22 protein-coding genes are annotated in these 19,449 nt (G+C 60.0%); 11 read left to right on the forward strand and 11 right to left on the reverse strand.

The features are described from left to right. Positions 1-43 precede the first annotated feature (43 nt). Positions 44-637 (reverse strand): nitroreductase family protein, encoded by a 594-nt coding sequence (locus V6Z53_RS09450; RefSeq protein ID WP_338585238.1) that lies wholly within the window; start codon positions 635-637, stop codon positions 44-46. A gap of 164 nt (positions 638-801) precedes the next feature. On the opposite strand from V6Z53_RS09450, the gene V6Z53_RS09455 reads away from it, so the two are divergent. Then, positions 802-1,251: a YcgN family cysteine cluster protein gene (locus V6Z53_RS09455; RefSeq protein ID WP_338585239.1), complete on the forward strand. Its 450-nt coding sequence runs from the start codon at positions 802-804 to the stop codon at positions 1,249-1,251. A gap of 36 nt (positions 1,252-1,287) precedes the next feature. Then, positions 1,288-2,517, forward strand: coding sequence for a hypothetical protein (locus V6Z53_RS09460; RefSeq protein WP_338585240.1), 1,230 nt, complete (start codon positions 1,288-1,290; stop codon positions 2,515-2,517). Positions 2,518-2,608: 91 nt separating this feature from the next. On the opposite strand, the gene V6Z53_RS09465 is transcribed toward V6Z53_RS09460, so the two are convergent. The 4 genes from V6Z53_RS09465 to V6Z53_RS09480 form a co-directional block, all read right to left on the reverse strand. After that, positions 2,609-2,986: a DUF2892 domain-containing protein gene (locus V6Z53_RS09465; RefSeq protein ID WP_338585241.1), complete on the reverse strand. Its 378-nt coding sequence runs from the start codon at positions 2,984-2,986 to the stop codon at positions 2,609-2,611. Positions 2,987-3,067: 81 nt separating this feature from the next. Further along, on the reverse strand, positions 3,068-3,538 hold the full coding sequence (locus tag V6Z53_RS09470) for an RNA methyltransferase (protein ID WP_007911337.1): 471 nt from the start codon (positions 3,536-3,538) through the stop codon (positions 3,068-3,070). A 197-nt stretch (positions 3,539-3,735) separates the two neighbouring features. Then, positions 3,736-4,107 (reverse strand): YajD family HNH nuclease, encoded by a 372-nt coding sequence (locus V6Z53_RS09475; protein ID WP_007944009.1) that lies wholly within the window; start codon positions 4,105-4,107, stop codon positions 3,736-3,738. A 48-nt stretch (positions 4,108-4,155) separates the two neighbouring features. Then, positions 4,156-4,842, reverse strand: coding sequence for a hypothetical protein (locus V6Z53_RS09480; protein WP_338585242.1), 687 nt, complete (start codon positions 4,840-4,842; stop codon positions 4,156-4,158). Between the two features lie 95 nt (positions 4,843-4,937). On the opposite strand from V6Z53_RS09480, the gene V6Z53_RS09485 reads away from it, so the two are divergent. Beyond that, entirely contained in the window at positions 4,938-5,228 is a 291-nt protein-coding gene (locus V6Z53_RS09485) for a hypothetical protein (RefSeq protein ID WP_338585243.1), read from the forward strand. On the opposite strand, the gene V6Z53_RS09490 is transcribed toward V6Z53_RS09485, so the two are convergent. Both V6Z53_RS09490 and V6Z53_RS09495 read right to left on the reverse strand, forming a co-directional pair. After that, entirely contained in the window at positions 5,225-5,698 is a 474-nt protein-coding gene (locus V6Z53_RS09490) for a cyclic nucleotide-binding domain-containing protein (protein WP_338585244.1), read from the reverse strand. The two genes, V6Z53_RS09485 and V6Z53_RS09490, sit on opposite strands and share 4 nt — an antisense overlap. 204 nt (positions 5,699-5,902) lie before the next feature. Continuing rightward, a complete protein-coding gene (locus tag V6Z53_RS09495; RefSeq protein WP_338585245.1) occupies positions 5,903-7,957 on the reverse strand; it encodes a S9 family peptidase in 2,055 nt (684 codons plus the stop codon). Between the two features lie 100 nt (positions 7,958-8,057). Here V6Z53_RS09495 and V6Z53_RS09500 point away from each other — a divergent pair, with 100 nt between their 5' ends. The 3 genes from V6Z53_RS09500 to V6Z53_RS09510 are packed head-to-tail and all read left to right on the forward strand — an operon-like array spanning position 8,058 to position 9,921. Further along, positions 8,058-8,555 carry an MFS transporter gene (locus V6Z53_RS09500; protein WP_338585246.1) on the forward strand — a complete coding sequence of 166 codons (498 nt, stop codon included), beginning with the start codon at positions 8,058-8,060 and terminating at the stop codon, positions 8,553-8,555. A gap of 33 nt (positions 8,556-8,588) precedes the next feature. Then, positions 8,589-9,365 carry a class II glutamine amidotransferase gene (locus V6Z53_RS09505; RefSeq protein ID WP_338585247.1) on the forward strand — a complete coding sequence of 259 codons (777 nt, stop codon included), beginning with the start codon at positions 8,589-8,591 and terminating at the stop codon, positions 9,363-9,365. 13 nt (positions 9,366-9,378) lie between these two features. Continuing rightward, positions 9,379-9,921 (forward strand): DUF2937 family protein, encoded by a 543-nt coding sequence (locus V6Z53_RS09510; RefSeq protein WP_338585248.1) that lies wholly within the window; start codon positions 9,379-9,381, stop codon positions 9,919-9,921. Between the two features lie 152 nt (positions 9,922-10,073). On the opposite strand, the gene V6Z53_RS09515 is transcribed toward V6Z53_RS09510, so the two are convergent. Then, entirely contained in the window at positions 10,074-10,988 is a 915-nt protein-coding gene (locus V6Z53_RS09515; RefSeq protein ID WP_338585249.1) for a LysR family transcriptional regulator, read from the reverse strand. 147 nt (positions 10,989-11,135) lie between these two features. Between V6Z53_RS09515 and V6Z53_RS09520 the strand changes: the two genes are divergently transcribed. From V6Z53_RS09520 to V6Z53_RS09535, 4 genes are all read left to right on the forward strand, one after another. Then, on the forward strand, positions 11,136-12,422 hold the full coding sequence (locus tag V6Z53_RS09520) for an MFS transporter (protein ID WP_338585250.1): 1,287 nt from the start codon (positions 11,136-11,138) through the stop codon (positions 12,420-12,422). Positions 12,423-12,495: 73 nt separating this feature from the next. Then, the gene (locus V6Z53_RS09525; protein WP_338585251.1) at positions 12,496-13,248 is read left to right on the forward strand and encodes a 5-oxoprolinase subunit PxpA; all 753 of its coding nucleotides are present in this window, start codon (positions 12,496-12,498) and stop codon (positions 13,246-13,248) included. Further along, the gene (pxpB, locus tag V6Z53_RS09530; protein WP_338585252.1) at positions 13,245-13,949 is read left to right on the forward strand and encodes a 5-oxoprolinase subunit PxpB; all 705 of its coding nucleotides are present in this window, start codon (positions 13,245-13,247) and stop codon (positions 13,947-13,949) included. Before V6Z53_RS09525 ends, pxpB begins: the two co-directional genes overlap by 4 nt. Further along, positions 13,946-14,872: a biotin-dependent carboxyltransferase family protein gene (locus V6Z53_RS09535; protein WP_338585253.1), complete on the forward strand. Its 927-nt coding sequence runs from the start codon at positions 13,946-13,948 to the stop codon at positions 14,870-14,872. The genes pxpB and V6Z53_RS09535 overlap by 4 nt, the downstream gene beginning before the upstream one ends. A 117-nt stretch (positions 14,873-14,989) precedes the next feature. Here V6Z53_RS09535 and V6Z53_RS09540 read toward each other — a convergent pair whose 3' ends face one another. From V6Z53_RS09540 to V6Z53_RS09550, 3 genes are all read right to left on the reverse strand, one after another. After that, positions 14,990-16,168, reverse strand: coding sequence for a VWA domain-containing protein (locus tag V6Z53_RS09540; RefSeq protein WP_008055445.1), 1,179 nt, complete (start codon positions 16,166-16,168; stop codon positions 14,990-14,992). Positions 16,169-16,180: 12 nt separating this feature from the next. Next, positions 16,181-17,026, reverse strand: coding sequence for a MoxR family ATPase (locus V6Z53_RS09545; protein WP_008015962.1), 846 nt, complete (start codon positions 17,024-17,026; stop codon positions 16,181-16,183). 145 nt (positions 17,027-17,171) lie between these two features. Then, positions 17,172-18,248 (reverse strand): DUF748 domain-containing protein, encoded by a 1,077-nt coding sequence (locus V6Z53_RS09550; protein WP_338585254.1) that lies wholly within the window; start codon positions 18,246-18,248, stop codon positions 17,172-17,174. Between the two features lie 129 nt (positions 18,249-18,377). Here V6Z53_RS09550 and cysK point away from each other — a divergent pair, with 129 nt between their 5' ends. Then, positions 18,378-19,352, forward strand: coding sequence for a cysteine synthase A (cysK, locus tag V6Z53_RS09555; protein ID WP_338585255.1), 975 nt, complete (start codon positions 18,378-18,380; stop codon positions 19,350-19,352). Positions 19,353-19,449: the final 97 nt, after the last annotated feature.

Raw genomic sequence — 19,449 nt, forward strand, 5'->3', positions numbered from 1 at the left:
ATCGCGAGCAAGCTCGGCTCCTACAGTAGATCTGAAGTGTGGCTTAGAGGGTGAAACCACCTTCCGCCGCCAGCTCGCTCAACGGACGACGCGGGCTTGGCTCTTCTCGGGCTTGCAGGTAATCCGCCAGGGTTGCCTTGTCGCCCAGCTTGCCGACCGCTACGGCAGCGTGCAGCACGTAACCTTCAGGAATGTTCAGCTCTTTGCGGGTCAGTTCCTGATCGAAGCCGGCCATGCCGTGGGTGTGCCAGCCGCTCAGGCTCGCTTGCAGCGCGAGGTGGCCCCAGGCCGAACCGGTGTCGAAGGTGTGCCACAGGGCCGGGGTTTCTTCAGTGGCGCCAGGTACTGCGAAAGTGGTTTTCGAGATCACGATCACCAGTGCCGAGGCGTGTTGCGCCCAGCTACGGTTGAACTCGTTCAACAGGCCCAGGTAACGCTCCCAGTTTGGCGTGTCGCGGCGCGCGTAAAGAAAGCGCCAAGGCTGCGAGTTGTACGCCGATGGCGCCCAGCGCGCGGCTTCGAAGAAGCTCAGCAGGGTTTCTTCGGGAATGGCTTCGCCGGTGAAGGCGCGGGGCGACCAGCGATCGGTGAATTGCGGGTGAATGGCGTAATCGGCAACGCGTGGGTTGGCACTCATCAAGAGATTCCTTGCTACGTTTGAAAGTGTGGGCGACGCAAAACCCTACTTGGCGGCGCCAAAACTGACAAGCGCGTTCTACCGGCAGTCGCCAATGCTTGGCCCACAGGCCTGCGCGCACTAGACTGGCGGCCTTTTCACCACCTGATGTTGATGCTCGAACCATGGCCGCCAAAGTAGAACCGTTCTGGATACGCAAAACCCTCGATCAACTCGATCAGGAGGAATGGGAATCGCTGTGCGACGGTTGTGGTTTGTGCTGCCTGCAAAAGCTCGAAGACGAAGACGACAACAGCGTCTATTACACGCGTATCGCCTGCAAACTGCTGGACCTGAAAACATGCCAGTGCACGGATTACCCGAACCGTCGCAAATTTGTGCCGGACTGCATCCAGCTCACGCCAGGCAAGGCCGACGAGTTCAAATGGCTGCCGCCGACCTGCGGTTATCGCCTGGTCAGCGAGGGCAAGGATCTGCCGTTGTGGCATCACCTGGTCTGCGGCGACCGCGATGCCGTGCATCACGAACGTATTTCACAATCCGGGCGCATGCTCGCCGAAGGCAGCGTGCCGGAAGATGATTGGGAAGATCACCTGATTTTCCGCGCAGGTTAAGCGCCGAGCGAGTCAACGGTTCACCAAGGAGTGTGTATGGCTGTGGGATGGCGGCGGGCACTGGTCGTTGGGTTACTGGCCCTGAGTTCGCCCGTGTGGGCGGCGAAGAAGGTCGATCTGGATTACCACGTGCGCCTGTTGCCGCAAAGCGATCAGGCTGAAGTGCGCCTGACGTTGGCCCAAGGTTCGGCGGTCCGCAGCCTGGACTTTGACCTCGGCGACGGCAGCCAGTACAGCGATTTCAAGGCCGATGGCCAATGGCAACCGACACCGGGCAAGCAGACACGTGGCGTGTGGCATCCGGCCGCTGACAAGTCGAGCCTGACCTACCGCGTCCGTATCAGCCATGGCCGCAAAACCGGTAGTTTTGACACGCGCATGACCCCGAACTGGGCGTTGATGCGCGGTGACGACCTGGTGCCACCCGCCAGACTCGATCAGCAGGACGGCATTGAACTGGTGTCACGTCTCGAATTCGAATTGCCCGGCGGCTGGAAAAGCGTCGAAACCGCCTGGCCGCGAATCGGCAAGAACAAGTTCCGCATCGACAACGTTTCCCGCCTGTTCGACCGGCCCACGGGCTGGATGCTCGCTGGAAACCTTGGCAGCCGTCGCACTCGTCTCGGTGAAACCGAAGTCACCGTGGCCTCGCCGCAAGGGCAGGGCATGCGCCGCATGGATGTGCTGACCTTGCTGACCTTCGTCTGGCCGCAAGTACAAGCCGTGTTCCCTCGTCATCCCACAAAGTTGCTGATTGTCGGCGCCAACGATCCGATGTGGCGCGGCAGTCTGGCGGCGCGAGAATCGATCTATCTCAACAGCCGGTTGCCGCTGGTCAGCGAAAGCGGCAGCAGTGCGCTGGTGCGGGAGTTGGCGCAGTTGTTCGGGCGGATCAACGACAAGCAGCGCAGCGACTGGATCAGCGAAGGCTTTGCCGAGTACTACGCCATTGAGCTGGTGCGCCGCGCTGGTGGCATGAGCGATGAGCGTTACGATCAATTGCACCGTCGTCTGGTCAAGGATGGCCAGAAAGTCACCACACTGCGCGGCGAGCAGGTCAACCCGGCGCAGGTTTCAAAAGCCGTTGTGTTGTTGCAGGAACTGGACCGCGAGATTCGCCTGAAGACGCGCAACAAGCGTTCGCTGGATGATGTGATGCGCGGGGCGATGCGGTTGGAGAGTATTGATACCAAGGAGTTTGTGCAGCTTTCGGAAAGTGTTATCGGTGATTCTTCGAAAGTTCTTGATAGCGGGTTGCTTCAGTAAATCAAAAGATCGCAGCCTTCGGCAGCTCCTACAGGTGTACACATCACCCTGTAGGAGCTGCCGAAGGCTGCGATCTTTGCTTTCTAAAAGGTCAACCCCCGGTTTTCGGCGACTTCAACGAATCATTCCCCGTGACCGTCGCGGTTTTGGTCGCTGCTTCGGCATTGGCCTTCAACTGCCGCAACTCTTCACCCGCCCGCTGAATCTTCGCCCGCACGTTGTTCATGTCCTGACGGCTTTTTTCCAGCAGGCTTTTCGCCGAGCTGTGGCCGGTGATGCCACGGGCCAGGGCTACGCCGCCGATGGCCACTTGAATCAAGCCGAAGATGCCGCCGCGACGCAGGCCCTTGCCGACCATCACCACGCCACCCGCCAGCGAGCCGATGCGCTCCCAGCCTTCTACGTTCTGCTCGGAATGGCTCTGGAACGGTGTGGATTCGATACGTTCTACGCGTTTGAGTTCGCTCATGATCTGTCTCCAGGCAGGAAGTAATCGATAGTTAAGCTGACTGCGCGGGCGGGCAGCTTGTTCCATCGGATGTGCGGCAACTCAGCGGAATTTCGGTCCCGAGCGGGTGTTCAAGCCCTTGGCCATGCGGTCGTACAGCACGACGTTGACCGTGGCGGCCAGGTTCATGCAACCGGTGGTCGGGATGTAGACCACGTCTTCGCACCAGTCGCGAATCTCTTTATCCAGCGAGCCGTCTTCAGGGCCGAAGATGTACAGAGCGCGATCCGGGTGAGTGTATTCGGGCAACGGGCGTGCGCCTTCGACCAGTTCGACGGCGACCGGAACGCAGTTCAGCGGCAGGATTTTCTTCAGGTCATCGATGCCGATCAGCGGGATGTCGTAATGAACACGCTTGGTATCGGTGACGAAATCGGCGGCGCGTTCATAACGCTTGCCGGTGTAGAACACCGACGCTACGCCATAACAGCCAGCGGCGCGCATCACCGAACCGACGTTCTCCGGTGATTTGGGGTTATACAAACCAATGCAGCTGTACCGTTTGTCTGCCACGAGCGGGGTGCCTTTCGGGAAAAAAGCGGGATTATACGGGGATTGGGCAGCTGCGGTCAGATCAGAGATTGGCGGTGCAGGCGCGGCCGCCATCGCCAGCAGGCTGGCTTCCACACTGATCTGCGCCAATCTGGTCACCTGGATCACTGTGGGAGCCAGCCTGCTGGCGATGAGGCCGGTTCAGGCGCTGAAAATCTTCAATCTTCTTTCTTCATCAACCCGGCCAACGCGGCAAACGGGTTATGCGTCGCCTTGGCGATTTTCGGCGTGCTCAGCGAGCCTTCGCCGAAATACTGCTGGTCGGTGTAACGCGAGTGTTCGTTGTCGTGGCAATACAGGCACAACAGCTCCCAGTTCGAGCCGTCCTGCGGGTTGTTATCGTGGTTATGGTCGCGGTGGTGCACGGTCAGTTCGCTCAGGCGCTTGCCGGAGAATTCACGGGCGCAGCGGCCGCACACGTGCGGGTACATCTTAAGGGCCTTGTCGCGGTAGCCCATTTCCTTGTCGCGCTGGTTGTCGGCGAGGATGCGGTCCAGCTTCGACGTGTTGGTTGGGGTGGACGAACTCATGGGTTCACCTTTGTTAAATGACTAATGACGGTATAAGCGCAGTTTAGCTCAGCCCTTGAGCTTCTCGGCAATCCAGATGGTGTGGCGGGTGCCCTTGTTGCCGTGGGCGAAGACTTGCACTTCCTCGGCCTTGAATCCGGCTTTTTTCAGTTTGTCGGAAAACTGCCGGTCCGCGCTGGCCGACCAGACCGCCAGCACGCCTTTTGGCCGCAGGGCCTTGGCGCAGGCACTCAGGCCGCCAGCGGAGTAGAGCCAGCTGTTGGCTCGCTGGGTCAGGCCTTCGGGACCGTTGTCGACGTCGAGCATGATCGCGTCGAAGCCTTGTTGCTCGGCTTGCAGCACTTTGGCCACGTCTTCCATGCGGATCACCGTGCGCGGGTCCTGGAGCGGGTTTCCGGCCTTTTCGCCCAACGGCCCGCGGTTCCATTCCACGACGCCGGGGACCAGCTCGGCAACCACCACTTCAGCGGTCTTGCCCAGATGCTTGAGCGCCGAGGCGAGGGTGAAACCCATGCCCAGTCCACCGATCAACACCCGTGAATTCGGCCGACCGGCGACCTTGCGGCAGGGGATCTCGGCCAAGGCATCTTCGGAACCGTGCATGCGCGTGTTCATCAGTTGCCCGCCGTCGCCGCCCTGGATCTTGATGACGAAATCCTCGCCGTACTCGAACAGGCACAGGGCACCGCCGTTTTCGGGAATAGGGGCGGTATCGAGCAGAACGAAACGTTTCATGGGGCTCACTTGAAGAAAATTGGCAGCACAGGGGAAGGCAAACGGACGCAGTTGGGAGTAGCCTGCAAATGACAACAAGGCCAACGGAGCCATTGATGAAGCGCACCATTCTAACGGTCATTGCCCTGGCCGCGCTCTCGATTACTGCAGTGCAGGCCCAGACGCTACAGACTTCGCCCGTCAGTCCCGCGCCGATGCCTGGTTCGCCCGGCACCGCAACCCCTACGCCGTATCCGCAAATCACTCCCGCGCCCATGCCGAAAGTCGGCCCGGGCAGTGGCGGTCCGCCGTTGGTGCCTATCGAGAGGCCGAGTCCGCCGACCAAGGATCAGCCGGTGCCCGGGATCGAACAGAATCCGCCGAAGGTCAAGTCGCCCGGCGGTTAGACCTGTTGCGATAGCAGTTGCCCGTCGGCCATGCGCAAGCGCTTGGACAGGGAGACGGCGAGGGCGCGGATGATCTTGGCGGCGATTTTCGGCGCGTCATTGAGCATCTTTTCCAGTGAATCCTTGCCGAGGTTGAGCAACTGGCAGTTGCTCGCCGCCACGCAACTGGCCGAGCGACGTTCGCCGTCAAGCACCGCCATTTCGCCGAACGAACGGCCACTGCGCAGGGTGGCGATGGTCACCCGTTGTCCGTCGGCGGTGGATTTCTGTACCGCCACTTGGCCGGTGTGGATGATGCACATGAAACTGCCGGCATCGCCCTCCTGGAAAATCTGTTCGCCCTGGGCAATGGTGCTGATGCTGAAATAGCCCGAAGCGGCGGCGAAATCCGCCGGCAGCAGCTGGTTGAACAGGCCGCAGTCCATCAGCCAGTCGCGGATTTCGTTGTTGAGTAAGGTCGGTTCTGACATTTTTTTGCGGTCTTTTTTGTTGTGTCTGTTTCCGAGTTTGGCATTGCCCTGTAGGAGCACAGCTTGCTGGCGATGGCGGCGATTCAGTCAACATTGATGTTGAGTGTGGCGGCCTCATCGCGAGCAAGCTTTGCTCCTACAGGGGACGGTGTTGTATCGGCTCCCGATGTACGGAATTAAGACCGGTTCATCGGATCAAGTTCCTCAGGCAATCCGCAAAACCTTGAACAAAAATGCGTATTCGAGTGCTACGTCACGCAATCCTTGGTACCGACCGCTCATCCCGCCATGCCCGGCGCCCAGTTCGGTCTTGAGCAGCAGGGGATTGGTGTCGGTTTTGGTCGCGCGCAATTTCGCCACCCACTTGGCCGCTTCCCAGTACTGCACGCGACTGTCGTTGTAGCCGGCGATGACCAGCGTGGCCGGATAGGCTTGTGCCGTAACGTTTTCGTACGGGGCGTAAGCCTTGAGCCGCTCATAGACGTCGGGTTCTTCAGGATTACCCCACTCGTCGTATTCGGTGACGGTCAGCGGCAGGTCCGGGTCGAGCATGGTGTTGAGCACGTCGACGAACGGCACTTCGGCAATCGCCGCGCCGAACAGCTCCGGACGTTGGTTCAGTACCGCGCCGATCAACAGGCCACCGGCGCTGCCACCACTGATCGCCAGTTGTGGCGCGGTGGTGAAACCATTGGCGATCAAGTGCTCGGCACAGGCGATGAAGTCGCTGAAGGTATTGTGCTTGTGCTCCTGCTTGCCGGCGCGATACCAGGCTTCGCCCAGTTCGCCGCCGCCACGCACGTGTGCAATGGCAAACGCCATGCCGCGATCGAGCAGGCTCAGGCGTGCGTGGGAGAACCACGGATCAAGACTTTCGCCATAGGCGCCGTAGCCGTACAGATACAGCGGCACCGGTTTGCCGAGGGCTTCGCGCTTGACCACCAGGCTGATCGGCACCTGCGTGCCGTCAGGCGCGGTGGCCCACAGGCGCTGGCTGACGTAGGCATCGGCATCGAACGGGCCGAGCACCGGGGTTTGCTTGAGCACTTGCTGTTCGCCGTTGCTCAGTTGCAGTTGGCGGATTTGCGCCGGACGGTTCAGTGCTTCATAACGCAGGCGAATCCGCTCGCTGACGAATTCCAGACTGTTTTGCACATGCAGGCTGTAAGCCGCGTCAGGCAGTTGCACCCGGTAGCTCGGCAGGTCTTGCGGATGGACTTCGATGATCGGCAGGCCACCTTCACGCAGGCTGAGGGTCATGGCGCCGGCATTCAGGCTCATGCCATCGATCATCACCGTGTCGCTGTGGGGAATCAGGTTCTGCCAGTCGGCTTCGATCGGCGCCGAGCCGGTATCGACAGCGGTGTACAGGGCGAAGTTGATGCCGTCGCGGTTGGTGCGGATGAACCAGGTCCATTGGCCGTCGAGGGCGCCGTGGTCGACGTCGTACTCGTGGTCCTCGACCCGTGGCGCAATGCAGGTAAAGGCTTGTTGCGGCTGGTTGGCGTCGAGCACCCAGACTTCGCTGGTGGTCTTGCTACCCACGGACAGCAACAGTTGCTGTTCGGAGCTGGCGCGGTAGCAATGCATGAAGAAGCGGCCGTCCGGCTCATGGAACACTTCCTCGGCCGCGGTGCCGTCCAGACGATAGCGGTACAGCTTGTGCGGGCGATGGGTGTCGTCCAGTTCGCCGAAGAACAGCGTCAGGCTGTCATTGGCCCAGGTCATGCTGCCGTCGCAGTCCTGGAATTCCAGTTCACTGACACGACCGTCGGACAATTCCTTCACGAACAGCGTGTAGATCTCGTCACCTGTGGAATCGATGCTGTAGGCCAGGCGCTGGTGGTCCGGGCTGATGCTGAACGCGCCCAGGGAAAAGAAGCCGCCATTGGCCAGCACGTTCGGGTCCAGCAGCAGTTGTTCCTGGCTTTCGTCGAGGGTCAGGCTGTCGTCGGCCGGACGCGGGCAACGGTAGTGGCGGGCGTATTCGTCGCCCGCCGTGGTGCGCGTGTAATACAGATACGGGCCCCACGGCGAAGGCAGTGACAGGTCGGTTTCGAGAATCCGGCCCTTGATTTCCTCGAACAGGGTTTCACGCAGCCCGGCCTGATCGGCGGTTTGTGCTTCCTGATAGCTGTTTTCAGCCTTGAGGTAGTCGAGCACCGCAGCGGTGTCGCGCTCCTGCAGCCAGGCATACGGGTCGGAACCTTCGGCCTTGTGGGCGATCGGGGGCATGTTGACGTTCGCGGATAAGGACATGAATGGCTCTCGGACAGTATTCGAAATAGGCGACGCCGTCAGCGGGGCAGCCTGACGGGCGAAAAGCCGTTATCATAAGCGCCTCTTTGCCTGCCTTGCCATGGACACCATGACCGAGAACGACTATCTGATCGCTTGGGGCCTCTACGCCTTTGCCGCTTTGGGCTGCCTGTTGGTGTGGATGCGCATTACCCGCTGGATGTGGCGTTGGCTGCGTGAGCCGCTGCGGTTGCTGGTGGCGGTGCTGCTGTTCAGCCCCACCATCATTGACCCGGTGAAGGAAAAGGTCGCCCCGGCCATCGCCATTACCGCCCTGGACCTGCTGTTCAAGGTTGGTAACAACGCCTGGCGAGCGATTTCCGATCTGTTCATGTACGGCATGATCGCTTTCGGCATCTACCTTGTGATCGTGGCGATCCGCTTCCCCATCGAACGCGCCGCGAATGCCCGCAAGGAGCAGGCTGCCGCCGCCAAAGCTGCGGCCCGTGCCGAGGATCCGGAAGAAGAACATCCTTTCGGCGGTGCCGGCGATGATCGCTACGGCCGTCCGCCGTTGCCGAGCAATCCCCAGCGCATGCGGGTCGAACCTCGTCTGTAACCTTGCCCCCTGCCATTGAGCGAGAGTCCGAGCATGTGTGAGTTATTGGGCATGAGCGCCAATGTCCCGACCGATATCGTGTTCAGCTTCACCGGGCTGATGCAGCGCGGTGGCCGTACCGGCCCGCATCGCGATGGCTGGGGCATTGCCTTCTACGAAGGTCGCGGGCTGCGACTGTTCCAGGACCCGGCGGCGAGCTGTGAGTCGGAAGTCGCGAACCTGGTGCAGCGCTATCCGATCAAGAGCGAAGTGGTGATCGGGCACATCCGCCAGGCCAACGTCGGCAAGGTCTGCCTGTCCAACACCCATCCGTTCGTCCGAGAGTTGTGGGGGCGTAATTGGTGTTTCGCCCATAACGGCCAATTGGCCGACTTTCAGCCGAAGGCCAGTTTCTATCGCCCGGTTGGCGATACCGACAGCGAAGCGGCGTTTTGCGATTTGCTCAACCGTGTACGCGCGGCGTTTCCCGAGCCGGTCGAGGTCGAAGAGCTGCTGCCGGACTTGGTCGCCGCCTGCGCCGAATACCGCAACAAAGGCGTGTTCAACTGCTTGCTCAGCGATGGCGACTGGTTGTTCTGCTTCTGCTCGACCAAACTGGCGCAGATTACCCGTCGCGCCCCGTTCGGCCCGGCGCGCTTGAAGGACGTCGACGTGATCGTCGACTTCCAGGCCGAAACCACGCCCAACGACGTGGTCACAGTGATCGCCACCGAACCCCTGACCGAAAACGAAACCTGGACCCGTTACGAACCGGGCCAATGGAGCCTGTGGCGACGCGGTGAATGCGTCAGCCAGGGCATGACCGAATAAGGATCTGCTCCCCATGTTGCTCAGTTATCTACGGCTGGTGTTATTCGCGGCGGGCCTGTTGATCGGTGTCCAGGTGCCGGGGTTCATCAACGATTACGCTAAGCGGATCGAAGCGCATCTGATTGAGGCGCAAACCGGTTTGAGCGGGTTTCAGAACACCGCCAATCAGTTCTTCAAGGGTGATATGCAGGCGCTGGTCGCTCATTACCGTGCCAGCGAAGACCCGATCTTTCGCAGTGATGCCGATAGCCTGAACAACTTGCTGACCCGTCAGGTGGCGCTGGATAAACAGTTCCAGGCGATGCAGGGCCCGTGGTACATCCGCTTCCTGCAAGTGGTGCTGGCCGCCGATCCGGACATTCGCAAGGAAACCTGGAATGGCTACAGCTACCAGATCCTGTTGACCCCGGAAGCGATGATCTGGGGTATGAGCGGCGCGCTGCTGTTGTCGTTCGGGATTGAGTGCCTGTTCCGTCTGATCGACTGGGTGGTGCTGGGCGGCAAACGCCTGCGCCAGAGCCGGCCGATCGAAGAGCGGGATTTGCGCGGGTTGTAAACGTGGCACCTGTGGCGAGGGAGCTTGCTCCCGCTGGGCTGCGCAGCAGCCCCAAAATCCGGCAACAAAAGTCATTCAGATAAACCGCGGATGCCGATTTTACGCCTGCTGCGCAGCCGAACGGGAGCAAGCTCCCTCGCCACAAGTTGGAGTTAAACAGCCAACACGATGTAATTCTCACCCACCTTCTGCGCATACCCCTCCAACACCTGCTGACACAACGCCACAATCTCCTCGACCCACTCAACGCCCACCCGCCACGACACCACCACCTGTAAGTCCGGTGGCCGCTGATCGATATCCAGCAAGGTCAATTCCCCGCGCGCCAGTTCCTCGGCCACCAGCACCGGCGGTAACGCGCCGATGCCAAAGCCGTCACGCAACAAGCGGGTGATTGCCGACACCGAATTCACACAATTGAGTCGCGGCGCCGTTACGCCGTTGGCCTGCATCAACGCCAGCACTTCCTGATGCGGATGGGAGTTTTTCGAATAGGTGATGATCCGCTCATTCGCGAGGTCGGCGACGCCTGAATACTCACGGTTGTACAGCGAATTGCTGGCGACGATCCAGCCCATCGGGTGGCTGGCCAGTTCCAGGCTGCGCACACTTTCCTGGCGCAACAGGTCGGTTTGCAGGATCACATCGAGGAAGCCTTTTTGCAGCTGATCGCAGAGGTTCAGCGAGGTATCGGCCACCAACTCGATTTCCACCAGCGGATAGTGATCGGTCATCTGCGCCACCAACGGGCTGAGCCAGGTGTGGATCACGGTGTCCATCACGCCAATGCGTACGCGCCCGGCCTTGCTCGAACGGGTTTCGATCGACTGCTTGAGCGCCTGCATGGTGTCCATCATCTGCTCGGCGTAATCGAGCACTTTCAAGCCTTCGGGCGTCAGGCTCACGCCACGCGAATCACGCAGGAAAAGCTTCACACCGAGCTCGCTTTCAAGCACGGCGATGCGGCTGGAAATCGACGCCTGGGTGGTGAAGAGTTTGTCGGCGGTCAGGCGAAAACTCTTGAGTCGGGCGACCCAGACAAACGTCTCGAGAAACTTCAGGTTCATGGGATCAAGTTTTTCTTATGGCTAGGACGGGTTTTTATTAGTTGGACGCGACAGGGTGGCGCGACCAAAAATCGACGCATCCGGTTCCCACGATAGGCGTCGTCGGGGCTCAGAACAATACCAATAAAATCAGCGCGGAGATTTGCCATGAGTGCGCCCGACACCACCGCCATCCCGAAAGCATCGGCTCGCCCGGGACCTTTCGACTGGTATCGCAACATCAATCAGCAGGAACGCCGCACCTTCTGGAGCTGCAAGATCGGCTATGGCCTGGACGGCATGGACACCCAGATGCTCAGCTTCGTGGTGCCGACCCTCATTGCCATGTGGGGCATCACCACCGGGCAGGCCGGGCTGATTCACACCAGCACGCTGATTGCTTCGGCCATCGGTGGCTGGGTGGCGGGGATCCTCTCCGACCGCATCGGCCGGGTGCGCACACTGCAACTGACCGTGTTGTGGTTCGCCTTCTTCACCTTCCTCTGCGGTTTCGCTCAGAGCTACGAGCAACTGTTGATCGCCCGCACCCTGATGGGCTTCGGTTTCGGTGGTGAATGGACGGCCGGCGCGGTGCTGATCGGTGAAGTGATTCGCGCCCAGGACCGCGGCAAGGCCGTTGGTATGGTGCAGTCCGGTTGGGCATTGGGCTGGGGCCTGACGGCGATTCTGTATGCGCTGCTGTTCTCGATCATGCCGCCGGAAGATGCCTGGCGTGCGCTGTTCATCCTTGGCATCGTGCCGGCGATTTTTGTGATTTTTGTCCGTCGCTTGGTGAAAGATCCGGAAATCTACCGCGAAGCCAAAGCCAGGCAAGAGCCGAGCAACCCGTCGAAGTTCTACGAGATTTTCGCCCCCGGCATGCTCTTCACCACGATTCGCGCTTCGTTGCTGACCACCGGTGCGTTGGGCGGCTATTACGCGATCACGTCCTGGCTGCCGACTTTCCTGAAGAACGAACGCGGTTTGAGCGTACTCGGCACTGGCGGGTATCTGGCGATGGTGATCGTCGGGTCCTACGTCGGCTATGTCATCAGCGCTTATTTGACTGACATCCTCGGTCGCAAGAAAAACTTCATTCTGTTCGCGGTGGGCTCGTTCACCATCGTGTTGCTCTACACCCAACTACCCGTCAGCAACGGCGTGATGCTGTGGCTGGGCTTTCCGCTGGGCTTCTTCGCCTCGGGGATTTTCAGCGGCATGGGCGCGTTCCTGACCGAGTTGTTCCCGACGCGCATTCGCGGTTCGGGCCAGGGCTTCTGCTACAACATCGGCCGGGCGCTGGCGGCGTTGTTTCCGCTGCTGATCGGCCTGCTCAGCCAGACAGTACCGCTGAGCGTAGGCATCGGTGCCTTTGCGGCAGTGTCCTACGGCGTGGTGATCCTCGCGGCCTTGAGCCTGCCGGAAACCCGTGGCAAGCAACTCGACGCCCAGTAACTGATAATCTGCGGGGCTGTCCTACAGATATGTCCCGCAGCTAAAAAGAATAAAGCCTACAGGAGTGTTCATCGTGAGCCGCCTGCTATTGAACTGCGACATCGGCGAGAGTTTCGGCAACTGGACCATGGGTCTGGACGCGGAAGTCATGCCCTTCATCGATTGCGCCAACATCGCCTGCGGTTTCCATGCCGGCGACCCGAGCATCATGCGCAAGACCGTCAGCCTGGCCCTCAGTCACGGCGTGAAGATCGGCGCTCATCCGGCCTATCAGGACCTGGTGGGTTTCGGCCGTCGCTCCATGGCGTATGCCGCCCAGGAACTTCAGGACATCCTGCATTACCAGATCGGCGCCCTCGACGGCATATGCCGGGCTCAGGGCGGGCGAGTCAGCTACGTAAAACCCCACGGCGCGATGTACAACGACATGATGGCCAACCCGGCGCAATTGCGTGCGGTGCTGCAAGCGGTGGCGTCCTATGACCGCAACCTGCCATTGATGCTGATGGCGACCAAAGACAACCGCGCCGCGCAGCAGTTGGGCGATGAATACGGCGTGACCCTGTGGTTCGAGGCTTTCGCCGATCGCGCCTACGACAGCGCCGGCATGTTGGTGTCGCGGCAACTGCCGGGAGCGGTGCATCACGATCCGGAAAAAATCATCGATCAGGCGTTGACCATCGCCCGTGGCGACAACCTCACCGCCAGTGACGGCAGCGCCCTGCATTTGCAGGCCAACACCCTCTGCGTGCATGGCGACAACGCCAGCTCGGTCGCCGCCGTGCAGCGAATCCGTGAAGCCTTGAACCGGCAGAGCGCGTCATGAAACTGCGGGTGGAAGTGGTCGCGCTGGATTGTCTGATGGTGCGCTTGTTCGATGAAATTGCTGAAACCAACATGCCGTGGATGCTGGCGGCCAGCGAGAGTCTGCGGGCGGCGTTTGCTGAACATCTGATCGATCTGGTGCCGTCTTATACGACCTTGATGGTGCATTACGACCTGACGGCGTTGAGCCCGAGCCAGGCACGGGAATTAATCGCCGAAGCGTTGATTGATCTGTCGCCCAACGCGCGCACTCGCGGCACCTGTCATGTGTTGCCGGTGTGGTACGACTTGAGCGTCGGCCCCGAGCTGAGCCTGCTGTCGCAGCGCAGCGGGCTGGCGGTGGAAGAGGTGATCCGTCGTCACAGCGAACGCGAGTATCAGGTGTTTGCCCTGGGCTTTGCGCCGGGCTTCGCCTTCATGGGACTGGTGGAGGAAGTGTTGGCCGCGCCGCGTCTGAACACGCCGCGCAAGAAAGTCGCCGCCGGTAGTGTAGGCATCGCTGAACGGCAAACGGCGGCTTATCCGGTGGTTTCGCCGGGGGGCTGGAACCTGATCGGTCGCACGCCGGCCAAATTGTTCGACCGCAACCGTGACGGCTACAGCCTGATGCAACCGGGCGACACCGTGCGCTTCGAAGCGGTCGAACATTCCGAATTCATCAACCTGGGCGGTGACGACACGCCACTGGAGGTCCAGGCATGAGCCGTTTGACGATAGAGGCGAGCACGCCGCTGTGCCTGTTGCAGGACGCCGGGCGTTTCGGCGTACGTCATCTGGGCGTGACCCAGGGCGGCGCGGCCGATTGGCGTTCGATGTCGTGGGCCAATTGGTTGCTGGGCAACGGTCTGGATGCGTCGGTGATCGAAATCACCCTTGGCGGGTTCACCGTGGTGGCCGAGGAAGATTGCGTATTGGCGCTGGCCGGCGCTGACCTTGGCGCACACATCGCTGGCGAGCCATTGGCAGCGTGGCGCAGTTTCAGGTTGCAAAAAGGTCAGCGTTTGCAATTCACCCAGCCTTTGCTTGGCGCACGCGCTTATCTGGCCGCACCGGGCGGGTTCGATGCGCCGAAGGTGTTGGGCAGCAGCGCGACGGTGATCCGTGAAGAACTCGGTGGACTGGATGGCATGGGTCGCGCGCTGAGCAAAGGCGCGGGTTTGAGCTACTCAGGCAACTCAGTGATGTTGTTGCGGGAGTTGACCGCAGACCAGCGGCCGAATCTGAAACTTGATGCGCCGTTGGATCTGGTGCTCGGTGCACAAATCGGTGAGTTCAGTGGGCAGAGTCTGTTCGATGCGTTCAACAGTGTTTGGAGCCTCGACAGCCGCGCCGACCGTATGGGCATTCGTCTGCTGGGCACGGCGTTGCAGTACCAGGGCAAGCCGATGATTTCCGAGGGCATTCCGTTGGGAGCGGTGCAGGTGCCACCGGACGGGCAGCCGATTGTGTTGCTCAATGATCGGCAGACCATTGGTGGCTATCCGCGATTGGGCGCGTTGACGCCGTTGGCGCTGGCGCGGTTGGCGCAGTGTTTGCCGGGGGCGCAGGTGCGGTTGAAACCGGTGGTGCAGGATGTGGCGCATCGCGAACAAGTCGAGTATTTGCAGCGTTTCAACAACCGCTAAAAGCATCGCGGGCAAGCCTTGCACCTACAGGATTGAGTCGTGCCGACATTTCACGGCATACATAAACTCTGTAGGAGCAAGGCTTGCCCGCGATGGCGTCATGCCAGGCAACAAAAATTACTTGGAAAGAAACCGCATCCCTTCTTCCAACCCGCGAAGGGTCAGCGGATACATCTGGTCCTCGATCAAATCCCTCACGATATTGGTCGACGAGGTATAGCCCCACGTGTCCTTCGGATACGGGTTGATCCAGATGAGCTTCTTGTATTTCTCCTTGAACCGCTGCATCCACACGTAACCGGCTTCTTCGTTCCAGTGCTCGACGCTGCCGCCGGCCTGGGTGATTTCATAGGGCGCCATGGCGGCGTCACCGATGAAAATCACTTTGTAGTCAGCACCGTACTTATGCAGCAGGTCCATGGTCGAGGTGCGCTCGGAGGTGCGGCGCATGTTGTTCTTCCACACTGATTCATAAATGAAGTTGTGGAAGTAGAAGTACTCCAGATGCTTGAACTCGGTCTTGCAGGCCGAGAACAGCTCTTCGCAGATCTTCACGTGAGCATCCATCGAACCGCCAATGTCGAACAACAGCAACAGCTTGACGGTGTTGCGCCGCTCCGGCCGCATCTGAATATTCAGCAGCCCCGCATCCTTGGCGGTGTGGTCGATGGTGCCGTCGATGTCCAGTTCTTCCGCCGCACCCTGGCGAGCGAACTTGCGCAAGCGGCGCAGGGCGACCTTGATGTTGCGCGTGCCCAATTCGACCGAATCGTCGAGGTTCTTGTATTCGCGCTGGTCCCAGACCTTGACCGCTTTGCCCTGACGCTTGCCGGCATCGCCGACCCGAATGCCTTCCGGGTTGAAACCGCCGGAACCGAACGGGCTGGTGCCTCCGGTGCCGATCCATTTGTTGCCACCGGCATGGCGTTCCTTCTGTTCTTCCAGGCGTTTCTTGAATTCTTCGATCAGCTTGTCGAGGCCGCCCAGGGACTGGATCGCCGCGCGCTCTTCGTCGGTCAGCGAACGCTCGAACTCTTTGCGCAGCCAGTCTTCGGGAATTAACGCCTGAAGATGATCGTCGAGTTTTTCCAGACCGTTGAAATAGGCACCGAAGGCTCGGTCGAACTTGTCGAAATGCTTCTCGTCCTTCACCAGAATCGCCCGGGACAGGTAGTAAAACTCGTCCATGTCGGCGAAGGTCACGCGCTGTTTCAGCGCGTTGATCAGGTCCAGCAGTTCACGCACCGAGACCGGCACCTTGGCTGCGCGCATTTCATTGAACAGGTTGAGCAGCATGGCATCAGCCTCTTAGCGGGTGCCGCGACGGCTCATGAACGCCAGACGCTCCAGCAGTTGCACGTCCTGTTCGTTTTTCACCAACGCGCCGGCCAGCGGCGGGATGGCCTTGGTTGGATCGCGTTCACGCAGCACCGCTTCACCGATGTTGTCGGCCATCAGCAGCTTCAGCCAGTCCACCAGTTCGGAGGTCGATGGCTTCTTCTTCAGGCCCGGCACTTTGCGCACATCGAAGAACACGTCCAGCGCTTCGCTGACCAGGTCTTTCTTGATGTCCGGGTAGTGCACGTCGACGATCCGTTGCATCGTGGTGCGATCCGGGAAGGCGATGTAATGGAAGAAGCAGCGGCGCAGGAAGGCGTCCGGCAGCTCTTTCTCGTTGTTGGAGGTAATGATGATGATCGGGCGTTTCTTGGCCTTGATGGTCTCGTCGATTTCGTAGACGTAGAACTCCATCTTGTCGAGTTCTTGCAGCAGGTCGTTGGGGAACTCGATGTCGGCCTTGTCGATTTCGTCGATCAGCAGGATCACCCGCTCTTCGGACTCGAACGCTTCCCAGAGCTTGCCTTTTTTCAGGTAGTTGCGAACGTCGTGGACCTTTTCCGTGCCCAGCTGCGAATCGCGCAGGCGGCTGACCGCGTCGTACTCATACAGGCCTTGGTGGGCCTTGGTGGTGGATTTGATGTGCCAGGTAATCAGCTTGGCGCCAAAGGATTCGGCCAGTTGTTCGGCGAGCATGGTCTTGCCGGTGCCCGGTTCGCCCTTGACCAGCAACGGCCGCTCCAGGGTGATGGCGGCGTTGACCGCCAGCTTCAGGTCATCGGTGGCGACGTAGGCCTGGGTGCCTTCGAACTTCATCTGCTAATCCTCGAACGGTAACGCCGACCTGAACGAGGCAGGGCGGGGCGCAATAAAATGGTCAGCCCCGACTATAACGCGCTGCCCGGTCGACTGTGAACGCAGACGGCTTATTCAGTCTCTGAATGGAGCGTCACATCTTGACTCAGCCAGCTTCCGGTTTCGGCCGTTCATACCGCGCGTTGAACGCCTGAACGAAACCATTGCGCAAAATCTGCAAAAACGCTTCGAACGCGCTGATATTTTGTTGATGTACGCTACCGCTGAGTTCAACCCTTGTGGCGAACTGGTTTTTGCCCTGGTTTTTCAACACGGTTTCGGTGCCGCCGACCAAGGCTTCCCACACCGAGCGGAACAGTCCCTTTTTCTCGTTTTGCACATCCTGCTGCCAGTTGAAGACATCCACATCACGCAGCAGCGGTTTGATGTAGCCGGTGAGTCGACCCTTGTTGGCTTTGGCTTCGATCACCACGTCGCCGTGGCCGGCGTTGAAGTCGAATTTGCCGTAGGCCGAGGCGAAGTCGTTCATGCGTTTAAGCTCGATGTCCTTGGCCCGCAGACGAAATTCGAACTCTTCGAAATTGCTCAGCGGATCGAACGTCGCAGTGCTTTCCAGCGGCGCATGCCCCAGTAGCAGCGCCTTGCCTTCGAAACGGGCGTCGCGCTTGCCTTCGGTGTCGACGACGTTGGTCAGGTTGTAAATGCTCGCGTCGATTTTGGTGGCGTTCATGTTCACCGGCGGTTTTGAATTGAAATTGCGAAAGCTGATCTTGCCGTCATTTATCCGCACTTCGTTCAGGGTGATGGGCAACAGTTTTCCCAGTTGCGCGCGCCAGTCGGTGCCCTGACCGGTTTGTGAATTCTGTTTATTCGCGCCGCCGTCAACGAAATTCACCTCGGGATTGATGAACTGGACTTCGGCCACAACTGCGTGGTCGTACCAGAGCGAATGCCAACTGACGGAAAGGTCGATCAACGGCGCATTGACGAACGGCACCGGTACCTTGCCGTCGACCTTGACGATTTTCAGGCCATTGATTTTATAGGCGCCGCGCCATAGGGCCAGGTCCACATCGGTGATCTGGCCGCGATAGTCGCCCATGTCCGCCAGCCTGTCATTGAGGTAGTCGCGCACCAGGTAGGGCAGGGCGAAGTGCAGGGCAATCAGCAGCACAACGAGGCCGGCGAAGGTCCACAGCGGCCAACTGTAACGACGTTTCATAGTGGCAAATCTCTGGCGATCTAAAGCCATTGACTGCGCTGGTAACCGGACGTTCGACCTGACTGGACGCCCAAGGGCAAGAGGCTTACCTTGATGCCCTATTTCAATGCTGTCGTTAAGGACCCAGCCATGAGCCGTATTTTCGCTGACAACGCCCATTCCATCGGCAATACACCGCTGGTGCAGATCAACCGCATCGCCCCGCGTGGTGTGACCATCCTGGCGAAGATCGAAGGGCGCAACCCCGGTTACTCGGTCAAGTGCCGTATCGGCGCGAACATGATCTGGGACGCCGAAAGCACCGGCAAACTCAAGCCAGGCATGACCATTGTCGAACCGACCTCCGGCAATACCGGCATCGGCCTGGCCTTCGTCGCGGCCGCGCGGGGCTATAAGTTGATGCTGACCATGCCTTCTTCCATGAGCATCGAGCGACGCAAGGTGCTCAAGGCGCTGGGCGCGGAACTGGTACTGACGGAGCCGGCCAAGGGCATGAAGGGCGCGATCGAGAAAGCGGGCGAAATCGTCGCCAGCGATCCGTCCAAATACTTCATGCCGGCGCAATTCGATAACCCGGCCAACCCGGCCATCCACGAAAAAACCACTGGTCCGGAAATCTGGAACGATACGGACGGCGCAGTGGATGTTTTGGTGTCAGGTGTCGGAACCGGGGGAACCATTACCGGCGTCTCGCGGTATATCAAGAATACCCAAGGCAAACCGATCATCTCGGTGGCGGTGGAGCCGATCGTATCGCCGGTGATTACCCAGGCGCTGGCCGGCGAAGAGATCAAGCCGAGCCCGCACAAAATCCAGGGTATCGGTGCCGGTTTCGTGCCGAAGAACCTGGACCTGTCTATCGTTGATCGGGTGGAATTGGTCAGCGACGAAGAGTCCAAGACCATGGCACTGCGTTTGATGCAGGAAGAAGGGATTCTATGCGGCATCTCCTGCGGTGCGGCGATGGCGGTGGCGGTGCGGCTGGCCGAGACACCGGAAATGCAGGGCAAGACGATCGTGGTGATCTTGCCGGATTCCGGTGAGCGATACCTGTCGAGCATGTTGTTCAGCGACCTGTTTACCGAGCAGGAGAACCAGCAGTAACGGTCAGGTTTCGGGCGATGGTGGAGAAGGGCGTAAATGCCTTCTCCATCAGGGCTGATTCAAGGCAGCCCGCGTTCAGGCGCGTTGTGTTAACTAA

Source organism: Pseudomonas sp. MAG733B (genome assembly GCF_036884845.1).
In the GTDB taxonomy this organism is placed as follows: domain Bacteria; phylum Pseudomonadota; class Gammaproteobacteria; order Pseudomonadales; family Pseudomonadaceae; genus Aquipseudomonas.